Consider the following 17,378-nt stretch of genomic DNA (forward strand, 5'->3'; position numbering starts at 1 on the left):
TTGGGATGGCCGCGTTTGAAAAACGGCCGGGTAACCTTGTTCCAACGTTAACGGGCCAAAACCTTAAGAAGGGTTAACGCATCCCGATATGGAACGCCTAAGCTGATTTGCGAATCGCCGTCCAGAGTCCCGAGTCAAGGATTCGTTAATTTCTGCGGCGGCGCCCTCTCATTCCCCTGTTGACCCCTGACGCGTCTTCCACAGGCGCCGTGCATATGTGGCCGGATCAATGCCGGTCCCGGCCTGGGGAAGCGACCGTTTCTGACGTTTGATAGGACAACATTCCTAACCCGGTCGCCGAACAACGTCATGATGGCGACATCCACAGGATTAACGGGAGGAAGCGCATATCATGGAACCCTATCGCGTGCCGGTGACGGAGGGCGACCGCATCCGGGCGGACGCCGCCCTGGCGCTGGCGGCCCTGGCGCTGGGCGTGCCCATCGCCGAAATGACCCGGCGCGAGCGGGTGCGGCCGCGGGCCTGTCGGGCGCGCTGGTCGGCCATGTATGTGGCGCACGTCTCCTATGGCTGGCCGCTGGAGCGGGTGGCCCACGCCTTCGGCCTGAACCGGGCGACGGCGGGCGCCGCCTGCCGCTGGGCCGAGGATGAGCGCGACCGGCCCGACTACGACGTGCTGATGGACGGGCTGGAGGGGTCGCTGCGGGCGGTGATGGAACTGCCGCTGGTCGATCTGGCGCCCGAGACCGGAGCCCGCCGATGAGCCGCCAGCTGGAACGTGCGCGCAGTCTGCTGCAACGACCCGGCGCCTGGCTGGATCAGGCGGGCGGCGCCTACACCTTGCGCCTCGGCGGCGACCGGCGCAGCCGGGTGGTGCTGACGCTGGACGAGGCCGTCTTCCGCGCCGTGATCGAACAGCCCGGGCTGAAGCGGCGTCAGGGCGGCGGCTGGCTGCCCCGCGCGGCCAACGACCATGCTCCCTCTGCGCTCCCGCCCGGCCGCCCCGGCGTCATCGACGGCGAGCGCGCGGTGATGGAGGCCGACGGCCGCCTGACCACCCGCCGCGCCAATCTGGGCGAGAGCCCGGTTCTGTGGCTGGCCCGGCGCAAGGACCAGTCGGGCCGCCCGTGGCTGACCCCGGCCGAGGTCGCGGCGGGCGAGCGCCTGCGCGCCGAGGCCGAGATCGCGGCCGCCGGTCCGTCGCTGACCATGCGCTGGGACGCCCTGCCGCGCACGGACTCAGGCGGCGGCGCGGCGCGGGTCGAGCCGGGCGACCGCGCCCTGTCGGCCTCTGCGCGGGTCAAGGCGGCGCTGGACGCCTGTGGTCCGCGCCTGCGCGCCATGGTCGAACAGGTCTGCATCCACGGCACCTCGCTGCAACTGGCCGAACAGGCGCTGTGCCTACGCCGCCGACAGGGCAAGACCCTCTTGAAACAGGGACTTCAGGCGCTGGCCGAACACTATGGCCTGATGTGAGGGGGCGGCCGGACGGTTGCGCCCCGGCCGAAAAAGCGCGCCGTCAGGTTTCTGATCCACGATTACTTAAGTATGGCTGACCTATGTCAAAGACGACCCTCCAAGGCCGACGAGAGTATATCTGCATGACGTTCCTCCGCCCCGCCTCGCTTCTTTCTGCTCTGGCGCCCGCCGCCCTGATCGCCGCCTTCGCCGGCGCCGCGACCGCCCAGACCAGCGCCGACGACAAGTGGAGCGTCACGGTCAGCCCCTATGTCTGGGCGACCTCGCTGGACGGCAACATCACCATGGCGGGCCACAAGGCGCCGGTGGACGTGTCCGCCTCGGACGCCTTCGACCAGCTGGAAAGCGTCGTCATGGGCGACATCGAGGTGCGTCGCGGCCGCTGGGCCGGTTTCGTCGACTATCAGTATTCCCGAACCAATGAGGGCGTGTCCCTGATGGGCGTCCCGGCCGAGCTGGGCACCCGTTCGACCACGGTTTCGGCGGGCGTCCTCTATCGCATGGTGGACGATCCGCTGGGCGGCAGCACCGCCTTCGGCGACGCCCGCAGCTTCCGCGTCGAGCCGCTGGTCGGCGCCCGCTGGAGCAAGCTGCGCGCCGATCTGAACACGCCGCTGGGCGCCACGCAGAAGGGCGCCGAATGGACCGACCTGCTGCTGGGCCTGCGGGTCGAGGGCGATGTCTCCGAACACTGGACCCTGCGCGCCCAGGCCGAGGCCGGGGGTCTGGGCGACGACGATCGCCACAGCCTGTCGTGGCAGGCGCTGGCATCATACCGCACGCCGCTGGCGGGGGGCGCCGTCTCGATCAACGCCGGTTATCGCCTGCTGCACCAGAACTATGAGCAGGACGACTTCACTGGCCAGCGCTTCGACTGGAAGGTGACGCGCCACGGCCCGGTGCTGGGCCTGTCGCTGACCTACTGATCCCTTTCCTGACGATCCCCCCATCCCAAGGAGACGACATGCGTAACGGAATGAAGAAGGGCGTCGCCGCCCTGGCCGCCGCCTTCATGATGGCCGTTCCGGCGGCCGAGGCGTGCACGCGCCTTGTCTACCACGGCCACGACGGCGCGGTGATCACGGCCCGGTCGATGGACTGGAAGGACGAGATCATGACCAACCTCTGGATCTTTCCGCGCGGCATGGCGCGGGACGGGTCCGGCGGTCCCAACTCCCTGACCTGGACGTCCAAATACGGCAGCGTCATCGCCAGCGGCTATGACATCTCGACCGTCGACGGCGTGAACGAAATGGGTCTGGTCGCCAACGTCCTGTGGCTGGTCGAGTCGCAATACCCGACCTATGACCCGAACAAGCCCGCCCTCAGCATCGCCGCCTGGGCGCAGTACGCGCTGGACAACTACGCCACCGTGGCCGAGGCCGTCGAAGGTCTGCGCGACGAGCCCTTCGTTCTGGTCAGCGACAATGTCCCGGGTCAGGAACGCCTGACCACCCTGCACCTGTCCCTGTCGGACAGCAGCGGCGACAGCGCCATCTTCGAATACATCGACGGCAAGCTGGTCGTGCACCACAGCCGCGACTATCAGGTGATGACCAACTCGCCGACCTTCGACCAGCAGCTGGCGCTGAACACCTATTGGCAGGGCATCGGCGGCACGGTCATGCTGCCGGGCACCAACCGGGCGGCCGACCGCTATGCGCGGGCCTCCTTCTACGCCAACGCCATTCCCAAGTTCGAAGATCAGAACATGGCCGTGGCCAGCGTGTTCAGCGTGATCCGCAACGTCTCGGTGCCGTTCGGCATTTCGACCCCGGACCAGCCGAACATCTCCTCGACCCGCTGGCGGACGGTCGTGGATCACAAGCGCAAGCTGTACTTCTTCGAGTCGGCCCTGACGCCGAACACCTTCTGGGTGGACCTGAAGAAGATCGACTTCTCGGCGCGCGCCCCGGTCAAGCGGCTGGAGCTGGGCGAAAACCAGATCAACACCCACGCCGGCGACGCCACCGCCAAATTCACCAACGCGCGGGCCTTCCCCTTCCTGGGCCCGCAGGAATAGGCCGAACGCAGCGCCTCTCCCTCCCCGTCCCGGGGAGGGTGGTCGCGATAGCGACCGGGTGGGGAGGGCTTGACCCGAGGATCCAGCCTTGCAGTCCGCGCAACGGTGCGTGAATAGCCTGGCCGCCCCCACCCGGCCTCGCCTTTCAGGCTCAGCCACCCTCCCCGGGACGGGGAGGGAGAGGCGTGCCGTTCTTTTCTCGCGTCAGCCTGCGGCCAGCGCGGCGGCCTCGCGGATGCGGCCGACCATGCTGTTCAAACCGTTGGCGCGCTGGCGCGTCAGGGCCGAGGGCAGGCCCAGCCGATCCAGAGCGGCCTTGGCGTCGAACGCCAGAATCTCATCCGGCAGACGCCCCGAATAGAGCCGCAGCAACAGGGCGATATTGCCCTTCGACAGGGCGCTGTCGCTGTCGGCGTCGAAGAACAGCCGCCCGCCCTCGGGCCGCAGGGACAGCCACACCTGAGCGGCGCAGCCCGGCACCTTGTTCGCCTCGATCCGCGCCGGTTCCGGCAGGGGCGGCAGGTCCTTGCCCAGATCGATGACGTATTCGATCCGGCCTTCCCAGTCGCCCAGCAGGTCGAATTCCTCGACCAGTTCGGCCAGTGTCTCGTCGATGGAGCGGTCGGGGATGGCGTGCGCTGCGGTCATGGCGGGCGACATAGGCCCCCGCAGCCGCGATCACAACCGCCGCCGCGCAAGGCCCCACGCTCGCCCCACACGCCCCCCGCACTCCCCTCACAGGCGAGCGGTCTAGGGCGGACGGGCGACGCAGCCTAGATTGAAGTCTCCGATCCACCCCTTGCCGAACAGGCAGCCTTGAAGCCTCGCGCCGCCCTGCTTGACCCCATCCGCCGCCCCGAGGCCCACGACGCCGGGGACGGCGCCGCCGTGGCCGCATGGCACGCGGCCTGGGCGGCGGCGGTCGGCGCGACCGCCCTGACGGCCGCCTTCAGCGCGGGCGGCGGCCTGTTGCTGGCGCTGGCGGTCATGGCGGCGCCGGGGCTGGCGGGACTGGCGCTGCTGCGGCGCGACGACGATGAGGCGCGCTCGGCCCTGATGGTGATGTGGGCGCTGTCGGCCCTGACGGCGGCGACGCTCAGCGGCGGCGCGGGCGGCCCCCTGCCCGGCTTCATCTTTGCGCCGCTGGCCGCCGGTCTGGCGCTGGGCGGACGGCGCCGGGTGCAGGTTTCGGCCGTCGCCGTCGTCGGCGCGGCGGCGGCGGGCCTGTTGTCCGGCTGGCTGCTGGGCCCGCCCGCATCCGCGCCCCTGACCGCCGGCGTCTCCATGCTGGCCAGTGCAGCGGCGGCCTGTCTCGCCCTGATGCTGGGCGCGCGGCGCGCGGCGCGGCGGCTGAACGCGGCGCAGGTCGATGTCGCAGGCATAGAGACTTTGCTGGCCGGACAGCCCGGCCTGACGCTGCTGCTGGATGCAGACGGCGCGGCGCCCGGCTATCGCGCCCGGGCCGCCTATGGCGCGGCGCCCGCCGCCCTGCCCGTCGACCTTCTGTTCGGCGAAGGCCTGCTGGCGGCGGTGGACGAGGCCGACCACGCCGCCGTCCTGACCGCCCTGACGCGCGCCCGCAACGGCGCCGAGGCGCAGGTCCGCTTCACCCCGCGTCTGGCGCTGGACCGGCGCATCCTGCTGGTCGCGCGCAGGCTGGACGGCCCCGGGACGGCCGACGGGTCGCGCCTGATCGTTCAGGCGCTGGACGCCACCCTGCAACACGCGCGCGAGGCCGAACTGGACGCCGCCCGCGCCGAGGCCGAGGCCCAGAGCGCCGGCAAGACCCGTTTTCTGGCCCATATGAGCCATGAGCTGCGCACGCCCCTGAACGCCGTCATCGGCTTCTCGGACGCCATGCGGCAGGAGCTGTTCGGCCCCGTCCCGCCGCGCTACGCCGACTACGCCCGCTCGATCCATGAGGCGGGCGGGCATCTGCTGGACCTGATCAACGACGTGCTGGACGTCAGCCGCATCGAGGCCGACCGCTATCAACTGTCGCTGGAGCGTTTCGACGCGCGCGAGCCGGTGCTGGCGGCGCTGGCGCTGGTGCGCATTCAGGCCGACGACAAGGGCGTCGAACTGGCCGCCGTCCTGCCGCCCGAGGCCCTGAGCGTCCGCGCCGACCGCCGCGCGCTTAAGCAGATGACGCTGAACCTGCTGGCCAATGCGGTGAAGTTCACCCCGTCCGGCGGAACCGTCACCGTCTCGGTGCAGGCGGCCGACGACGCGCTGGAGGTGACGGTGGCCGACACCGGCGTCGGCATCCCGGCCGAGGATCTGGCCCGTCTGGGCCGCCCCTATGAGCAGGCGGGCGACGCCGAACAGCGGGCGCAGGGGTCGGGGCTGGGGCTGGCGCTGGTCCGCGCCCTGGCCGGACTGCACGGCGGGACGCTGACGCTGGACAGCACCCCGGGCGTCGGCACAGCGGCGACGGTGCGCCTGCCGCTTGAGACGCTGGACGCCTGACGCCTCAGACCTTCGAGGCGGCCAGCTTCAGCCCGAAGCCGATGAAGACCACGCCCACCACCCGGTCCATCGTCCGCACCACGGCCGGACGGCGCAGGAACCGGCCCAGCGGCGCCGTCGCCAGAATCAGCCCTGCGAACCAGACGATGGTCAGCGCCACATGCACCCCGACCAGAAAGAAGGTGAAGGCCGCGACGTTGGCCCCGTGCGGCACGAACTGGGGCAGGAAGGTCACGTAGAAGACGCCGACCTTGGGGTTCAGCAGATTGGTCAGCAGGCCGCGCCGAAAGGCGACCGGACCGCTGGGCGGCAAGGCGGCGCCCGCCTCGCCCAGGCTCCTGCGCGGCTTGAACAGCATCTGCGCGCCCAGCCAGACCAGATAGGCCGCCCCCGCCCACTTCACCACCGTATAGGCCAGCTCCGACACCCGCAGCAGCGCCCCGAATCCCAGCGACACCGCCGCGCCCCAGACCAGACAGCCCAGCAGGATGCCCGCCCCGGCGAAGACGGCCGAACGCCCGCCCTCGGCCGCCGCCGATCTCAGCACCATGGCGGTGTCCACCCCCGGCGTGATGGTCAGCAGGGTGATGGCGACCAGAAAGGCGGCGAACAGGGTGGGATCAAACATGGGCGAGGCGCTGGGATACTGTGGCGAAACAGCCGGCACTGGAACACGCCGCCCGCCCCTGCCGCAACCGCCAAACTGGACGGCGGCGCCGCGCCCGGCATAGGAAAGACGCCTCCGGCCCAACGAGGATGCTCATGGACGAAACCGCCTATCGCACCGCCCTGCGCGCCACGCTCGACGCCCACGACGGCCCGGCGCTGGAGCGTATCGGCGCCCTGCTGACCGCCCTGCCCGAGGCGGCGCGCGAAATCCACGTCGTCGTCTTTCCCGATCAGGACGGCGAAGGCGCCTTCAGCGTCCACGTCAGTCTGGACGGTCCCGACCTCTACGTTCTGAACAAGGCGATCGAGCCGCACCGCACCCTGTTCGAGGTCATCCACGGCGAGGAAGGCTTCGAGCCCGACCTGCCCATGTTCGGACGCGATCCCGGCTTCAGCGTTCAGGACGCCATCGTCGATACGGCCGCCGACTGGATCGAGGCCCTGTGGCCCCGCGCCGGACGCGCGCCCGTCCCCGTCATGATCTACGGCGACGAGGATTACGGCCCCTCTACCCCGCGTCGGCTGGAGCCCTAGACCGGCCCCATCGCCAGAAAGGCGCGGGCGGCGGCGAAGTCGCCCGCCTCGAACCGGGCGGTCGCCACGCTGTCGTCGCGGAACAGGAACTCGATCAGAAAGGGCTCGCGCGGGTCCAGCGCCGCCAGAGCCTCGGCCGCGCTGTCGGGAAAGCGCCAGACCTCGCCCGCCCGCGCCCCGGACGCCAGAAGGTCGCGCGGCGCCAGATCGGACCCGGCGGCGAAGACGGCCCGGCGCGCAGCCTCGGGCGGCAGGCCGTCCCCCGCCAGCCACGGCCGGGGCGAGCGCGCCGCATCGCGCATGACGATGCGCGCGGCATAGGGTCGGGGCTTGCCGACGAAGGAGACGACCGCCGCCGGATGCGCGTCCTGCGGCGCCCGGCCAGTCAGGCCGAACCGCACGGGCGAGGCGCCGGTCGCCCCGTCCTGAAACAGGCGCCAGCCGTCGCGGGCGCTCTCGAAACGGTCGGCGCTCCAGTCGGCCTTGTCGCCGGGGAAGTTGATCCGCGCCGCCCGCGACCAGCCGGCGAAGGCGTGGCGCACCCGCGTCTTGACCTGATTCAGCTCGGCGTCGTTGCAGGGAGTGGCCTCGGCCCGCGCCGTGGCCCGCGCGGCCGTGGCGGCCAGTTCGGTCGCCGGGCGTCCGGCGCGCAGGGCCGCGCCGCGCGCCTGAAGGGTCGCCGCCTCCAGCGCCTGGGTCAGGCGCGGCTCGAACAGGCGGCACTTGTCCTGCGCCGCCCGCACGAAGGCGCGCTCATAATAGACGTCGCCAGCAGCGGTCGCCGTCCCCGCCGCGAGGGTCAGGGCGACGATCGCGGCCAGCGTTCTGCTGACTATGCGGGGCGACGGCGCTATCTTCATGGCTCCACCCTAGCCGCCGCCGGTTCCGGGTCCGTGTCCAAACAGGGTGAACCAATTGCTTCTTTCCACTGACGTCTGGGTCGGCGCCCTGATCCGCCGCGCCGAGCTTGAGGGCGCCAACGCCGTGGTGGTGAAGAAGGGCGACGCCCGCGCCGGGGCCGTCATCGTCAAGGCCTATGACACCGCTGCCCGCACCGCCCGCCTGTGGACCGAGGCGACCGGCCAGGACGGCGAGCCCTTATGGATCCAGCCCGTCGCCAGCGAGTTCGAGAGCGAACTGGACGCCTATCTGGACCGCCAGCGCCGCTACGACCCCGACCTCTGGATCATCGAGATCGAGGACCGGCAGGGACGGCATTTCCTGACCGAAAAAACACAGGGCTGATCGTTCAACCCTCTCCCGATGGGAGAGGGCTTGAGGCTCGGAGAGCGGCATTGGGTAGCAAACACACCTAAAGCCCAAAACAGATAAGGGCACCGTCTTGGAGGTCGCATCTATGGGGCGGTCTGAAGTTTTGACACAGCCATTTTCAGCTTGAGCGGACCCTTCATCGGGCCTAGCGACGAGCACCATGAAGGAACAATGGCTGAAGAAAGCGCTGATCAGCGAGTACGCGAAGCTGCTGGGTGAACTGCAGCGTATTGAGAAGCCACCGAAGTATGAAACGCGCCTCAAGCCGGATAGGGACCGGTTTCTAGCCGAGGCGCCTCAGAGAGAGGCTAGGCGGCAACAAATCCACGAAGGCTTGCCTCACATCGCCTACGTGATCCGCATGTTCGAGCCGGAGTGGGATGACACGACGGTGAAGCCGATTAGGCCGCGTGCAGCCAACACCGGCTTGCCGCCTGAGGGTATCGGCGGCGCGGCGATGGATATCTTAAGAGAGGCATCTGGACCGCTTACCATCGCCGAAATTGTGGACCTGATAGCGGACAAGAACGGTTTCGTTCTCGATACCGTCGATCTCCGTCAAAAGTATCACACGGCCGTCAACAACCAGATCAAGAAGACATACCAGCCCTTCGTCCGTCGGATTCCCGGCAAACCGGATCAGTTCATCGCGCACATAGATTAGTGGCGCACTCGCTTCAACGTACGCGTCGGCAGAGGCTCCCAGCGCGCGATCACCTCGTTCCGAAGTCGTTCACGCAACGCCTTCAGTTCGGTAGCCGAGGGAGTGGCGACGCGCCGCGCGATATTCAACGGACTGGCGGTCCAACTGAGAATGTCAGCCTCATAGTCGCGCACGTAGGCGCTTTGTTTATAGCCGATCACGACCTCGCGCTTCAGCCACTCAGAAAGGCTATCCTCGGTCCGCCCACGATCGTCAGTCACAACAAAGTCCGCGCTGCCCCAGGCCTTGGCGAAGTGCAATGCGAGCAGCGATTGTCGCAAACTGGTGCCTTCTGAACTGCCGGTCATGTGCTCGGTCAGACGAGTTCGAAGGCCGTAGGTCTCACCCGTATAAACATGTTGGCAGCCGCCGCGCGTCCAAAGAGGGCGCCCAGGGCTCTCTATGAAGCCAATTTGGCTGAGCATCCGTTCTGTGTCCTTCAACAGGACCACGTACACTCCGGGTCGATCCGGAACGGTCGCAGGCGTCTCGATAAAAGTGGCTGCATCGATGAAGTGGAAGTCGTCTTGCCAGTTCTTGCTATTGCGAGACGAGCGCAGAGGCCCGCTGTGAACCTGCTTTCCATTTGCCAGCCTGGCGTTGTCCCGCTCCTCGCGCGTAGGAGGGCGCCATCCTGCAATGTCACCTTCTTTGGTGACATAGGAGCACAGTCGCTTTCGTCCCTGAAAGTAGCCAGCCAACTCTGACCGCCCAGGTCGGCTCATAGCCGACATCAGACTGCCCGCACGCTGTTTCTTCTTCCCCTTCGCCCGGCCAAACTCGACGCGCCATCCGGCCTCGGCCGTGTAAAAATCGAAGTAGTTCTGGGTGATATGACGGTAATTGTTCTCGGCGGACCGGATCGTTCGGATCAGGCTTTCAGCGCCATTCGTGCAGGCCTCCGGTGTCGCGTAGGAGACGGAATGGTTCACTTGGAACAGCTTCCATTTCCCGCGAAATCGATTCCAGCTGGCTGCCTTGTCAGTGAACAAGACGGCGTCGTTCGCAAGCACTTTTTCGATTTGGGTGCGCGGATGGCTTTCGTGTTTTGCCACCCAAGTCAGGATAGGGCCGTCACGGGACTTACAGACAACGGCGTGCATCGTTCTATCAGCAGCCCGGTAGGGAAATTTCCGATGGTCTTCCCGTTCCTTTTTCAGGTTCTTCGGACGGATGAAGCCACCGAATTCTCCACCGTCGATCTCGACCTCGCCCGTCAGGATACGTGACTGGGCAAACTTAGAAATCGCATCACGGAACTTGTGAAACCATGTGAAAACTGTCTTGTAATGTACTCCCATGCAGTCGGCCATACTTGTCGCGCTGAGACCGTCTGCCTCTTCACAAAAGCGCGCAATCATGAAGATGATTTTATCGTACGGAAGTTTTCTGTACGCCCAGAACGTTCCAGACGTCGGTGAGAACTGGTGACTGCACCTCTTGCACTTATAGAGATCGCGGGTCTTGAACGTATATACTGCATCGCAGCTGCATTTGGGGCACGCGGGACGGCCATTCGTATCGGAAAAGCGCATCCGCACGAACAGTTCTCGCGCCGCCACGGGGTCGCGCGGCGCGTTGAACGGCGTCAAGGCTTTCGCCTGGCCAATCTCCGACACCGCCTGAGACAATCACCTTCCCGCTACAAAAGTCGCATATGTGCGATTTTGTAGCTTCTCGATGATGGTGCCGGTCAAGACTTTTATCGCATATATGCGATATCAACCTCTGACATGTGGCGCAAAAGTCGCATTTTCGATGCGTTTAGAGGTGGTTTGTCTTGTCAGATGATGAGGATTGACTAGGCTACCGACATGCCGGTTCAGACGCTGACGCCCTCGTCCAACACTCCATTGACCGACGCTCAATGGCGCGATCTCGCCAAGGGCATGTTGAAAGCGGAATTGAAGCGACAGAATTTGACGTACGCAGAACTGTCCGATCGCCTAGCCGCTCTGGGTGTAGATGAGAGCGAAGCCAGCATCCGAAACAAGATCAGTCGCGGGTCCTTCTCTTTTGTTTTTGCGCTTCAGGCCACCAAAGCCATAGGCCTCGATCTAATCGCGTTCCGGCCTGACGTCAGCTATGTGGTTCAGCCGCCCTCTGAGCTGTTTCATCAAAGATAAAGCCGTAGCGCTTGATCATCTCACGATGGAGGACCTTTCCGGTCCTGCTTCGCAGCCTCTCCTGAAAGCCAACATCTATTCGGCCTGCGCTGGCCCCAGGGCCTCGATGATCAGACAGGTCGAGATTGTGCCCTGCCAGCATCGCGACAGCAGGTTGTCGGTTCCACGACGCGGGCCCTCTAGGTCGGCGATCTTGCGCTCGACCTCGGTCAGATGCGCGCGCGTCAGTTCGTCCACTGTGGCGCACGACTGATCGCGGCGGTCCGCCAAGGCCAGCAGATCGCGCACCTGTTCGATGGCGAAGTGCAGATCGCGGACGCGGCACCCTGCGTACGCGCCCCTCCTGACGTGGAATATCCAGGGTTGCGCCTGAGTAGGCGAGGGGTACATGTCCCAACGCACGGCTTTCATTGATTCGCGTTCTTCCAGGGGGATTTGTGGCGGACCTCGTTCTTAGATCATCCAACCTCGATAATCTCGTCGCCGGTCCCCTCACCGCGCGCTGGAACGCCGCCGGCACGCGGATCCTTCGCTACTACATCGACCTGCGCCATTCGAAGATGAACCTGCATCGGGAGCTCAGCGCGCCGGAGAGGTTCATTCTCCAGAGCAAGGTCGACGCCCTCCTCGCCGCCTGGGACGAGAAGTGGGAGCAGCATCAGATCAAGGCCCTGCTGCAGTCCGGCAAGGAGTCGGCGGACGAGATGACGGCGGACGCCCTTCAGCGGCTCGACAGCCTGGGCCTCATCCTGGCCCACACTCTCTCGGTCAATGACGCTGTCGACTGGGAGGCGCTGAAGGACCGTAGCGCCTATCCCATGCCTCTGCGCTTCCCGCAGGCCAAGCCCGTCTTCACCCCTTTCCCCGCCCCGACCTTCACGGCGCCGACCATCTCTTTCTGGAGCCGTTTGATCGGCAAGGCAGAGCGCATCCGCGAAGAGGCAGCCGGCAAGCATCGCGAAGCTGTGGCCGCCTGGGAGGCCCAGGAAGCGCTCGGCCGCGCCCGCCACGCCGCCGAGGTCGGTCACTGGCAGAAGGCCGAGAAGGACTTCTGGGACGAGCACGAGGTCGCCAACAACGCCTTCCTCGCCGAACAGGCCGAAGCCAACGCCAAGGTCGACGCCCTGCGCATGTCGGTGTCAGCGGGCGACCCCGAAGCGGTGGTCGAACACGCCAGCCTCGTTCTGGAGGCCTCCGACTACGACGGTCTTTTCGAGAAGTCCTACGAAGTCCAGTACCGGCCTGAGGATCGCCTGCTGCTCGTCAGCTACGATCTGCCCGCGCCGGACGCCCTGCCGGGCGTGAAAAACGTGCGGTTCGTCAAGGCCACCGGAGAAATGAAGGAGACCCTGATCTCCGAACGCGATCGCAAGGGCAATTTCGAAAGCGTCGCCTATCAGATCTGCCTGCGCACGCTGCACGAGCTGTTCGAAGCGGACGTCGACCACAATATCGATCGCATCCTCTTCAACGGCCAGGTCGAGTACGTCGACCCCCGCACCGGTCAGGAAGCCCGCGCCTGCCTGCTGTCGGTCCTGGTCGATCGCGCCAGCCTCGAGGCGATCGATCTCGCCCGTGTCGATCCCAAGGCCTGCTTCAAGAGCCTCAAGGGCGTATCCGCGGCCAGCCTGGCCTCGCTGACCGCCGTGCCGCCTGTCATGGAGATGGACCGCGAAGACCGTCGCTTCATCGAGGGCCGGGACGTCGCGCAGACCCTTGATGAAGGCACGAACCTCGCCAGCATGTCGTGGGAGGACTTCGAGCATCTGGTCCGCGAACTCTTCGAGGAGGAATTCCGCTCGCGCGGCGGCGAGGTCAAGGTCACGCGCTCCAGCAGCGACGGCGGCGTGGACGCCGTCGCCTTCGATCCCGACCCCATCAGCGGCGGCAAGATCGTTATCCAGGCCAAACGCTATACCCGCACGGTCGGCGTCGCGGCGGTGCGCGATCTCTATGGCACGGTCATGAACGAAGGCGCCTCCAAGGGGATTCTAGTCACGACCGCGGACTATGGGCCCGACGCCTATCAGTTCGCCAACGGCAAGCCTCTCACCCTGCTGAACGGGGCCAACCTCCTGCACCTGATGGACAAGCACGGCCGCCGCGCCCGGATCGACCTTCGCGAAGCCAGACAGGCGGCGTCCTGAGGCGCGGCAACACCCTGCTAAGCAGCCGCCCCTGTTGATGACAACTGGAAGGACGAAAAGGCCTGATCGAATTGGTGCGATTTGATTGAACGCCGAACGGATAGAGCCCTGGCCGAAGGCGGATATTGGATGCTCCCTGTAGTCCTAGCGCGGCAACGCCTTCAGGAGACTGGCCTTCAGCATCGCATCGGGCCCCAAAAGCGGCTTCGGCGGCTGGGTCTCGGTCAGCCCCAGCATGTTCGCTACCGCGTATATCAGTCGAAGACTGCCGTGGGCGCGGAACAGGTTCCACATGCCGGCGAAGGCGGCGTCGCATCGGTCCGCTTCCTCGCGATCGCCTCTGACAGCCGCCGCCGCGAGCGCGGCGGCTTGTTCAGGAAACAGCCCGCCAGCCACGCTGTACCAGCAGTCGGCGCCCGCCAGCAGCGCTGCCTTGCAGCCCCAGTCGCCGCTGTAGCCGACGGACAGGCTCGGCGCCGCCCACCTCGATGCGCCGGGCCAACCGCTGCAGGTCAGGCGCAATGACCTCGCCTTCGGGCGTCATCGGGGTGATGGGAAAGGCTGAAAGGCCCGAAAACAGCGCCATGCTTCTGCTCCAGAATATCGCCCCAGTGAGGCCCGACGCAGCGGTCGACTCAAATCAGGCTTGGCTTCAGTCTGTGACGGACGGTCGGTCAGTCTGCGCGTTGAAGGAGAAAACTGCTCGCCTGCAGCGACGGACTGAGACGCTTCAACCCAGCGATCAGGTCGTCGCCCGCCTGCAGCAGGGCGGGTATCGGCATGGGGTCCAGGCGCTCAAGGATGAACCACATGGCGGTGCTGTCGTCGGTGATCCGCGTCCGTACCCCCTGCCGCCAGTTCCATCGCCGGCAGGTCGCACCGTGATCATCGCGCCAGATGACCTCGCCGGGATCAATCATCTCGGTCTTCGGTTCGCCGTTCTGGGCCGTGTCGAAGGCCTCGCCGCCCTGGGCGACGACCAGCCTGGGCGTCCCGGCGTAGGCGTCCGCATCCTCGCCGCCGATCGGAAGGGCGTACCGAAGGCTGATCGCATTGTAGAGATCGACGACGGCGTTCACCGGCGGCAGGGTCCCATCCCGCTGCGCCCGCTTACGCAAGGCCTCAACCGAGCATGGCGACCGCTGCGGCTTGGCGCCGAAGGCGCGGTAGGCGTCCCGCCAGGCGTCCAGATGCGCCTCAGCCCACTCAGGCTCCTGCGCCTCACACGCTAGCTGCAACTGTTCTGCGCCATACGGATCGCTCGGCCCATTGCGCGCACAAGTGACAAGGATGCTGAGCGCCGCGAAGTCCGGGCGCAGGGCGTAGATTTCCGGGGTGATGACGGGCGGATTCATGGTGACCTCGATGTTCTGAAATGGCGTCAGGCGAAGACGCCGCGCACCAGGACCACGGCGATGACGGTCATCATCAGGCCCGTGACGACATCCAGCACGCGCCAGGCGAGCGGGCGTGCGAAGAGCGGCGCCAGAAAGCGCGCGCCAAAGCCGATGGACGCGAACCAGACAGCGGCGAAGGTCGAGGCGCCGATGATGAAAAACAGGCGCTGGCTCTCGGGCAGGCTGGACCCGACGGCCCCCATCAACATGACGGTGTCGATATAGACATGCGGGTTCAGCAGGGTGAAGGCGGCGGTGGCCGCCAGCGCCGCCCCGAGCGACAGACCTGCGCCGTCCTGAACGACCAGAGCCTCCGAGCGCATTGCCCGCCGAAAGGCCCCTACGGCGTACCAGGTCAGGAAGGCGGCGCCGACGAGGCTCAACGCCGCCGATAGACCGGGAACCGCCGCCAGCAACCGGCCTAGACCATTCACGCCGGCGATGACGAGAACGGAATCCGCCACGGCGCAGAACAGGACGACCGGCAGGACATATTCGCGCCGCAGCCCCTGCCGCAGCACGAACATGTTCTGGGCGCCGATGGAGACGATCAGGCTGGCCGACAGTGCGAAACCCTTCGCCAGGGACGGAAGAATGGAAACGATCATGGGGTGCTGATCGCATGGCGCGGGATCGTAGCCGAACTAATCCTACTTATGCTAGATTAGCTATCCTAATGTTAGACTATCCCGCCCTCGCGGCCCTTGCCGCCGTCATCCGCACCGGCTCCTTCGATGCGGCCGCCGAAGCCCTGTCGGTCACGCCCTCGGCCGTGTCCCAGCGCGTGAAAGGATTGGAGGAGCGGTTAGGTCTGCCCTTGGTCATTCGCGCGACGCCGTGCCGACCGACCGAGGCAGGGGCGCGGCTGGCAGCCCACTTCGATCAGGTGGCTCTTCTGGAGCACGACATGATGGCGGGCGATCCCGTCTGGGCCGCCGCGTTCGGCGGCGCGCGCCCGACCTTGAAGATCGCCCTCAACGCCGACAGCCTCGGCACCTGGTTCCCTGGCGCGGCCGCCCGCTTCGCCGCCGCCCAGCCGAACACCCTGTCCCTGGTGCTCGACGACGAGGCCGACACCGCAGAGCGCCTGCGCGCAGGCGAGGTGATCGCCGCCGTGACCACAGCGGGAAAGGCCGTCGCAGGATGCCGCACCCTGCCGCTGGGGTCGCTTCGCTACTTGGCCGCCGCGACGCCGGACTATCGCGATCGCTATTTCCCGAGCGGCGTGACGACGGCGCGGCTGACGGAGGCGCCGGTGCTCCGCTTCAGCCCCCGTGATAGGCTGCAACTCCAGTGGACTGAAAAGGTCGTTGGAAGTCCGGTCGAAGGGTCGACCCACTGGGTGCCGTCCACCCAGGGGTTTCTGGATTTCACTCTGGCTGGCGTCGCCTGGTCCCTGACGCCGGAACGCCTTGCCGCTCCGTTGATCGCGTCAGGCCGTCTGGTCGATCTTGCCCCCGGCATCATCGTCGACGTACCACTTTTCTGGCAGCACCTACGCATCACCACACGCCTGATCGAAGACCTGACCAAGGCGGTTCGCGCTGGGGCGGCCGACTGGCTGCAAACCGCCTGACGTCAATGCGCCACGAGCGGTCATTGCAGACCGTCCCGAAAGGCGACATTCAGTGACCGCGATTAGTGCCTGCTCCTCAGACTGGCGATAAGGTCGTCGATCGACCCGTTAAGGACCTTGTGTCCCGCCGGACCGCGCGGGAAAAGCGGGGATGGATTTGGACAAGCGCGCTTCGAGCATTCTGCTGAATACGTACTGGTCGCCGAGCGGTTGGCGACGAGATCCGGCCGTTGCGCCCGATGATTTCACCTATGCCAGATCACAAGGTCTGATGTTTGATCCTGTCCGGCTGTCCCACGAACAAGCCATTCACACATCCCTGAAGGCGGCTAGCACGCTGAGCCAGGCGGAGGTTGCCGACGCCTTCGTCGCGAGCCTTGGATCAAGGCGTCTGGATCTACGCTCCGGCCTTGGAAGCTATGCGGTAGTCCGCCATTTGCGAGAGCACAGGATGTCCGCGCAGAATAGTCCGAGCTGTGCTTACTGCGGAGAGTATGACCATGACAAAACCGATCTCGACCTTAACATCCTGAGTTTCGAGCGCATCAAATGGGGCGGAATCCGCCACACCCAGCCCACTTACATTGCTTTCGATCTCGACACGCTTCGAAAGACCTCACGCCCGTCGCCTGAGCCGAGGGATTTCGCCATCCTCAAATCGATCATCGAGGTAGCGGCGTCCATGACAGCCGCTGCGCGACTGAGTGACCTGGACAAGGCGCTGGCAAAAGTCCTGCCATCGAACAGCGCGGAGCGCAGGATTCTGATCGGAATCTTAGGCTACGCTGGGATCCTTATCGATCCCTCACGACCTGATTTCCGGCGGCAGTTTGTGCCTTGTGACAAGCGGGAGCAAACGCCGTGGCACAAGAATGATTGGCCATACCCGGTCCAATGGTGGGTTGGTTCGCATGGGGTTCAAAAGGCTGCCGTGGCTGACTGGTTTCCGCGATTAGGAGAATTCTAAATCTACCTCCGCGATCTCAGGGGAAATGCCCGTTTCCCGCTCTAGCTGAAGCCGA

General features: G+C 66.1%; 20 protein-coding genes. 12 read left to right on the forward strand and 8 right to left on the reverse strand.

Annotated features, from left to right (window positions below; all coding sequences use genetic code 11):
* Positions 1–352: 352 nt before the first annotated feature.
* From ABE454_RS09265 to ABE454_RS09280, 4 genes are all read left to right on the forward strand, one after another.
* Positions 353–724 (forward strand): chromosomal replication initiator DnaA, encoded by a 372-nt coding sequence (locus tag ABE454_RS09265; RefSeq protein WP_346531065.1) that lies wholly within the window; start codon positions 353–355, stop codon positions 722–724.
* The gene (locus ABE454_RS09270) at positions 721–1,437 is read left to right on the forward strand and encodes a DUF6456 domain-containing protein (protein ID WP_346531066.1); all 717 of its coding nucleotides are present in this window, start codon (positions 721–723) and stop codon (positions 1,435–1,437) included. The genes ABE454_RS09265 and ABE454_RS09270 overlap by 4 nt, the downstream gene beginning before the upstream one ends.
* Positions 1,438–1,562: 125 nt before the next feature.
* Positions 1,563–2,366, forward strand: coding sequence for a hypothetical protein (locus ABE454_RS09275; RefSeq protein ID WP_346531067.1), 804 nt, complete (start codon positions 1,563–1,565; stop codon positions 2,364–2,366).
* Between the two features lie 38 nt (positions 2,367–2,404).
* A complete protein-coding gene (locus ABE454_RS09280; protein WP_346531068.1) occupies positions 2,405–3,463 on the forward strand; it encodes a linear amide C-N hydrolase in 1,059 nt (352 codons plus the stop codon).
* A 204-nt stretch (positions 3,464–3,667) separates the two neighbouring features.
* On the opposite strand, the gene ABE454_RS09285 is transcribed toward ABE454_RS09280, so the two are convergent.
* On the reverse strand, positions 3,668–4,111 hold the full coding sequence (locus ABE454_RS09285; RefSeq protein ID WP_346531069.1) for a SufE family protein: 444 nt from the start codon (positions 4,109–4,111) through the stop codon (positions 3,668–3,670).
* 168 nt (positions 4,112–4,279) lie between these two features.
* Between ABE454_RS09285 and ABE454_RS09290 the strand changes: the two genes are divergently transcribed.
* The gene (locus ABE454_RS09290) at positions 4,280–5,932 is read left to right on the forward strand and encodes a sensor histidine kinase (RefSeq protein ID WP_346531071.1); all 1,653 of its coding nucleotides are present in this window, start codon (positions 4,280–4,282) and stop codon (positions 5,930–5,932) included.
* A 4-nt stretch (positions 5,933–5,936) separates the two neighbouring features.
* On the opposite strand, the gene ABE454_RS09295 is transcribed toward ABE454_RS09290, so the two are convergent.
* Positions 5,937–6,560 carry a LysE family translocator gene (locus ABE454_RS09295; RefSeq protein WP_346531072.1) on the reverse strand — a complete coding sequence of 208 codons (624 nt, stop codon included), beginning with the start codon at positions 6,558–6,560 and terminating at the stop codon, positions 5,937–5,939.
* A gap of 134 nt (positions 6,561–6,694) precedes the next feature.
* Between ABE454_RS09295 and ABE454_RS09300 the strand changes: the two genes are divergently transcribed.
* Positions 6,695–7,135 carry a DUF6389 family protein gene (locus ABE454_RS09300; RefSeq protein ID WP_346531073.1) on the forward strand — a complete coding sequence of 147 codons (441 nt, stop codon included), beginning with the start codon at positions 6,695–6,697 and terminating at the stop codon, positions 7,133–7,135.
* Here the strand turns inward: ABE454_RS09300 and ABE454_RS09305 are convergent.
* Positions 7,132–7,995 (reverse strand): hypothetical protein, encoded by an 864-nt coding sequence (locus tag ABE454_RS09305; RefSeq protein ID WP_346531075.1) that lies wholly within the window; start codon positions 7,993–7,995, stop codon positions 7,132–7,134. The two genes, ABE454_RS09300 and ABE454_RS09305, sit on opposite strands and share 4 nt — an antisense overlap.
* Before the next feature lie 55 nt (positions 7,996–8,050).
* Here ABE454_RS09305 and ABE454_RS09310 point away from each other — a divergent pair, with 55 nt between their 5' ends.
* On the forward strand, positions 8,051–8,380 hold the full coding sequence (locus ABE454_RS09310) for a DUF1491 family protein (protein WP_076223735.1): 330 nt from the start codon (positions 8,051–8,053) through the stop codon (positions 8,378–8,380).
* A 187-nt stretch (positions 8,381–8,567) separates the two neighbouring features.
* On the forward strand, positions 8,568–9,071 hold the full coding sequence (locus ABE454_RS09315) for a hypothetical protein (RefSeq protein WP_346531077.1): 504 nt from the start codon (positions 8,568–8,570) through the stop codon (positions 9,069–9,071).
* On the opposite strand, the gene ABE454_RS09320 is transcribed toward ABE454_RS09315, so the two are convergent.
* A complete protein-coding gene (locus ABE454_RS09320; protein WP_346531078.1) occupies positions 9,068–10,741 on the reverse strand; it encodes an IS1595 family transposase in 1,674 nt (557 codons plus the stop codon). The genes ABE454_RS09315 and ABE454_RS09320 overlap by 4 nt on opposite strands.
* Positions 10,742–10,924: 183 nt before the next feature.
* On the opposite strand from ABE454_RS09320, the gene ABE454_RS09325 reads away from it, so the two are divergent.
* Positions 10,925–11,236 (forward strand): DUF6471 domain-containing protein, encoded by a 312-nt coding sequence (locus ABE454_RS09325; RefSeq protein WP_200168613.1) that lies wholly within the window; start codon positions 10,925–10,927, stop codon positions 11,234–11,236.
* A 75-nt stretch (positions 11,237–11,311) separates the two neighbouring features.
* Here ABE454_RS09325 and ABE454_RS09330 read toward each other — a convergent pair whose 3' ends face one another.
* A complete protein-coding gene (locus tag ABE454_RS09330; protein ID WP_346531079.1) occupies positions 11,312–11,647 on the reverse strand; it encodes a MerR family DNA-binding protein in 336 nt (111 codons plus the stop codon).
* 26 nt (positions 11,648–11,673) lie between these two features.
* Between ABE454_RS09330 and ABE454_RS09335 the strand changes: the two genes are divergently transcribed.
* The gene (locus tag ABE454_RS09335) at positions 11,674–13,383 is read left to right on the forward strand and encodes a restriction endonuclease (protein WP_346531081.1); all 1,710 of its coding nucleotides are present in this window, start codon (positions 11,674–11,676) and stop codon (positions 13,381–13,383) included.
* 144 nt (positions 13,384–13,527) lie between these two features.
* On the opposite strand, the gene ABE454_RS09340 is transcribed toward ABE454_RS09335, so the two are convergent.
* The 3 genes from ABE454_RS09340 to ABE454_RS09350 all read right to left on the reverse strand — a co-directional run bounded on the left by ABE454_RS09340 (position 13,528) and on the right by ABE454_RS09350 (position 15,388).
* The gene (locus ABE454_RS09340) at positions 13,528–13,905 is read right to left on the reverse strand and encodes a hypothetical protein (RefSeq protein ID WP_346531082.1); all 378 of its coding nucleotides are present in this window, start codon (positions 13,903–13,905) and stop codon (positions 13,528–13,530) included.
* A 152-nt stretch (positions 13,906–14,057) separates the two neighbouring features.
* The gene (locus ABE454_RS09345) at positions 14,058–14,738 is read right to left on the reverse strand and encodes a B3/B4 domain-containing protein (protein ID WP_346531084.1); all 681 of its coding nucleotides are present in this window, start codon (positions 14,736–14,738) and stop codon (positions 14,058–14,060) included.
* A 26-nt stretch (positions 14,739–14,764) separates the two neighbouring features.
* Positions 14,765–15,388: a LysE/ArgO family amino acid transporter gene (locus ABE454_RS09350; protein WP_346531086.1), complete on the reverse strand. Its 624-nt coding sequence runs from the start codon at positions 15,386–15,388 to the stop codon at positions 14,765–14,767.
* A 68-nt stretch (positions 15,389–15,456) separates the two neighbouring features.
* Between ABE454_RS09350 and ABE454_RS09355 the strand changes: the two genes are divergently transcribed.
* Positions 15,457–16,356 (forward strand): LysR family transcriptional regulator ArgP, encoded by a 900-nt coding sequence (locus ABE454_RS09355; protein ID WP_346531087.1) that lies wholly within the window; start codon positions 15,457–15,459, stop codon positions 16,354–16,356.
* Between the two features lie 151 nt (positions 16,357–16,507).
* Positions 16,508–17,323, forward strand: coding sequence for a hypothetical protein (locus ABE454_RS09360; protein ID WP_346531089.1), 816 nt, complete (start codon positions 16,508–16,510; stop codon positions 17,321–17,323).
* The last annotated feature ends 55 nt before the right edge of the window (positions 17,324–17,378 follow it).

This window comes from Brevundimonas diminuta, assembly GCF_039673845.1.
GTDB classification, from domain to species: domain Bacteria; phylum Pseudomonadota; class Alphaproteobacteria; order Caulobacterales; family Caulobacteraceae; genus Brevundimonas; species Brevundimonas diminuta_E.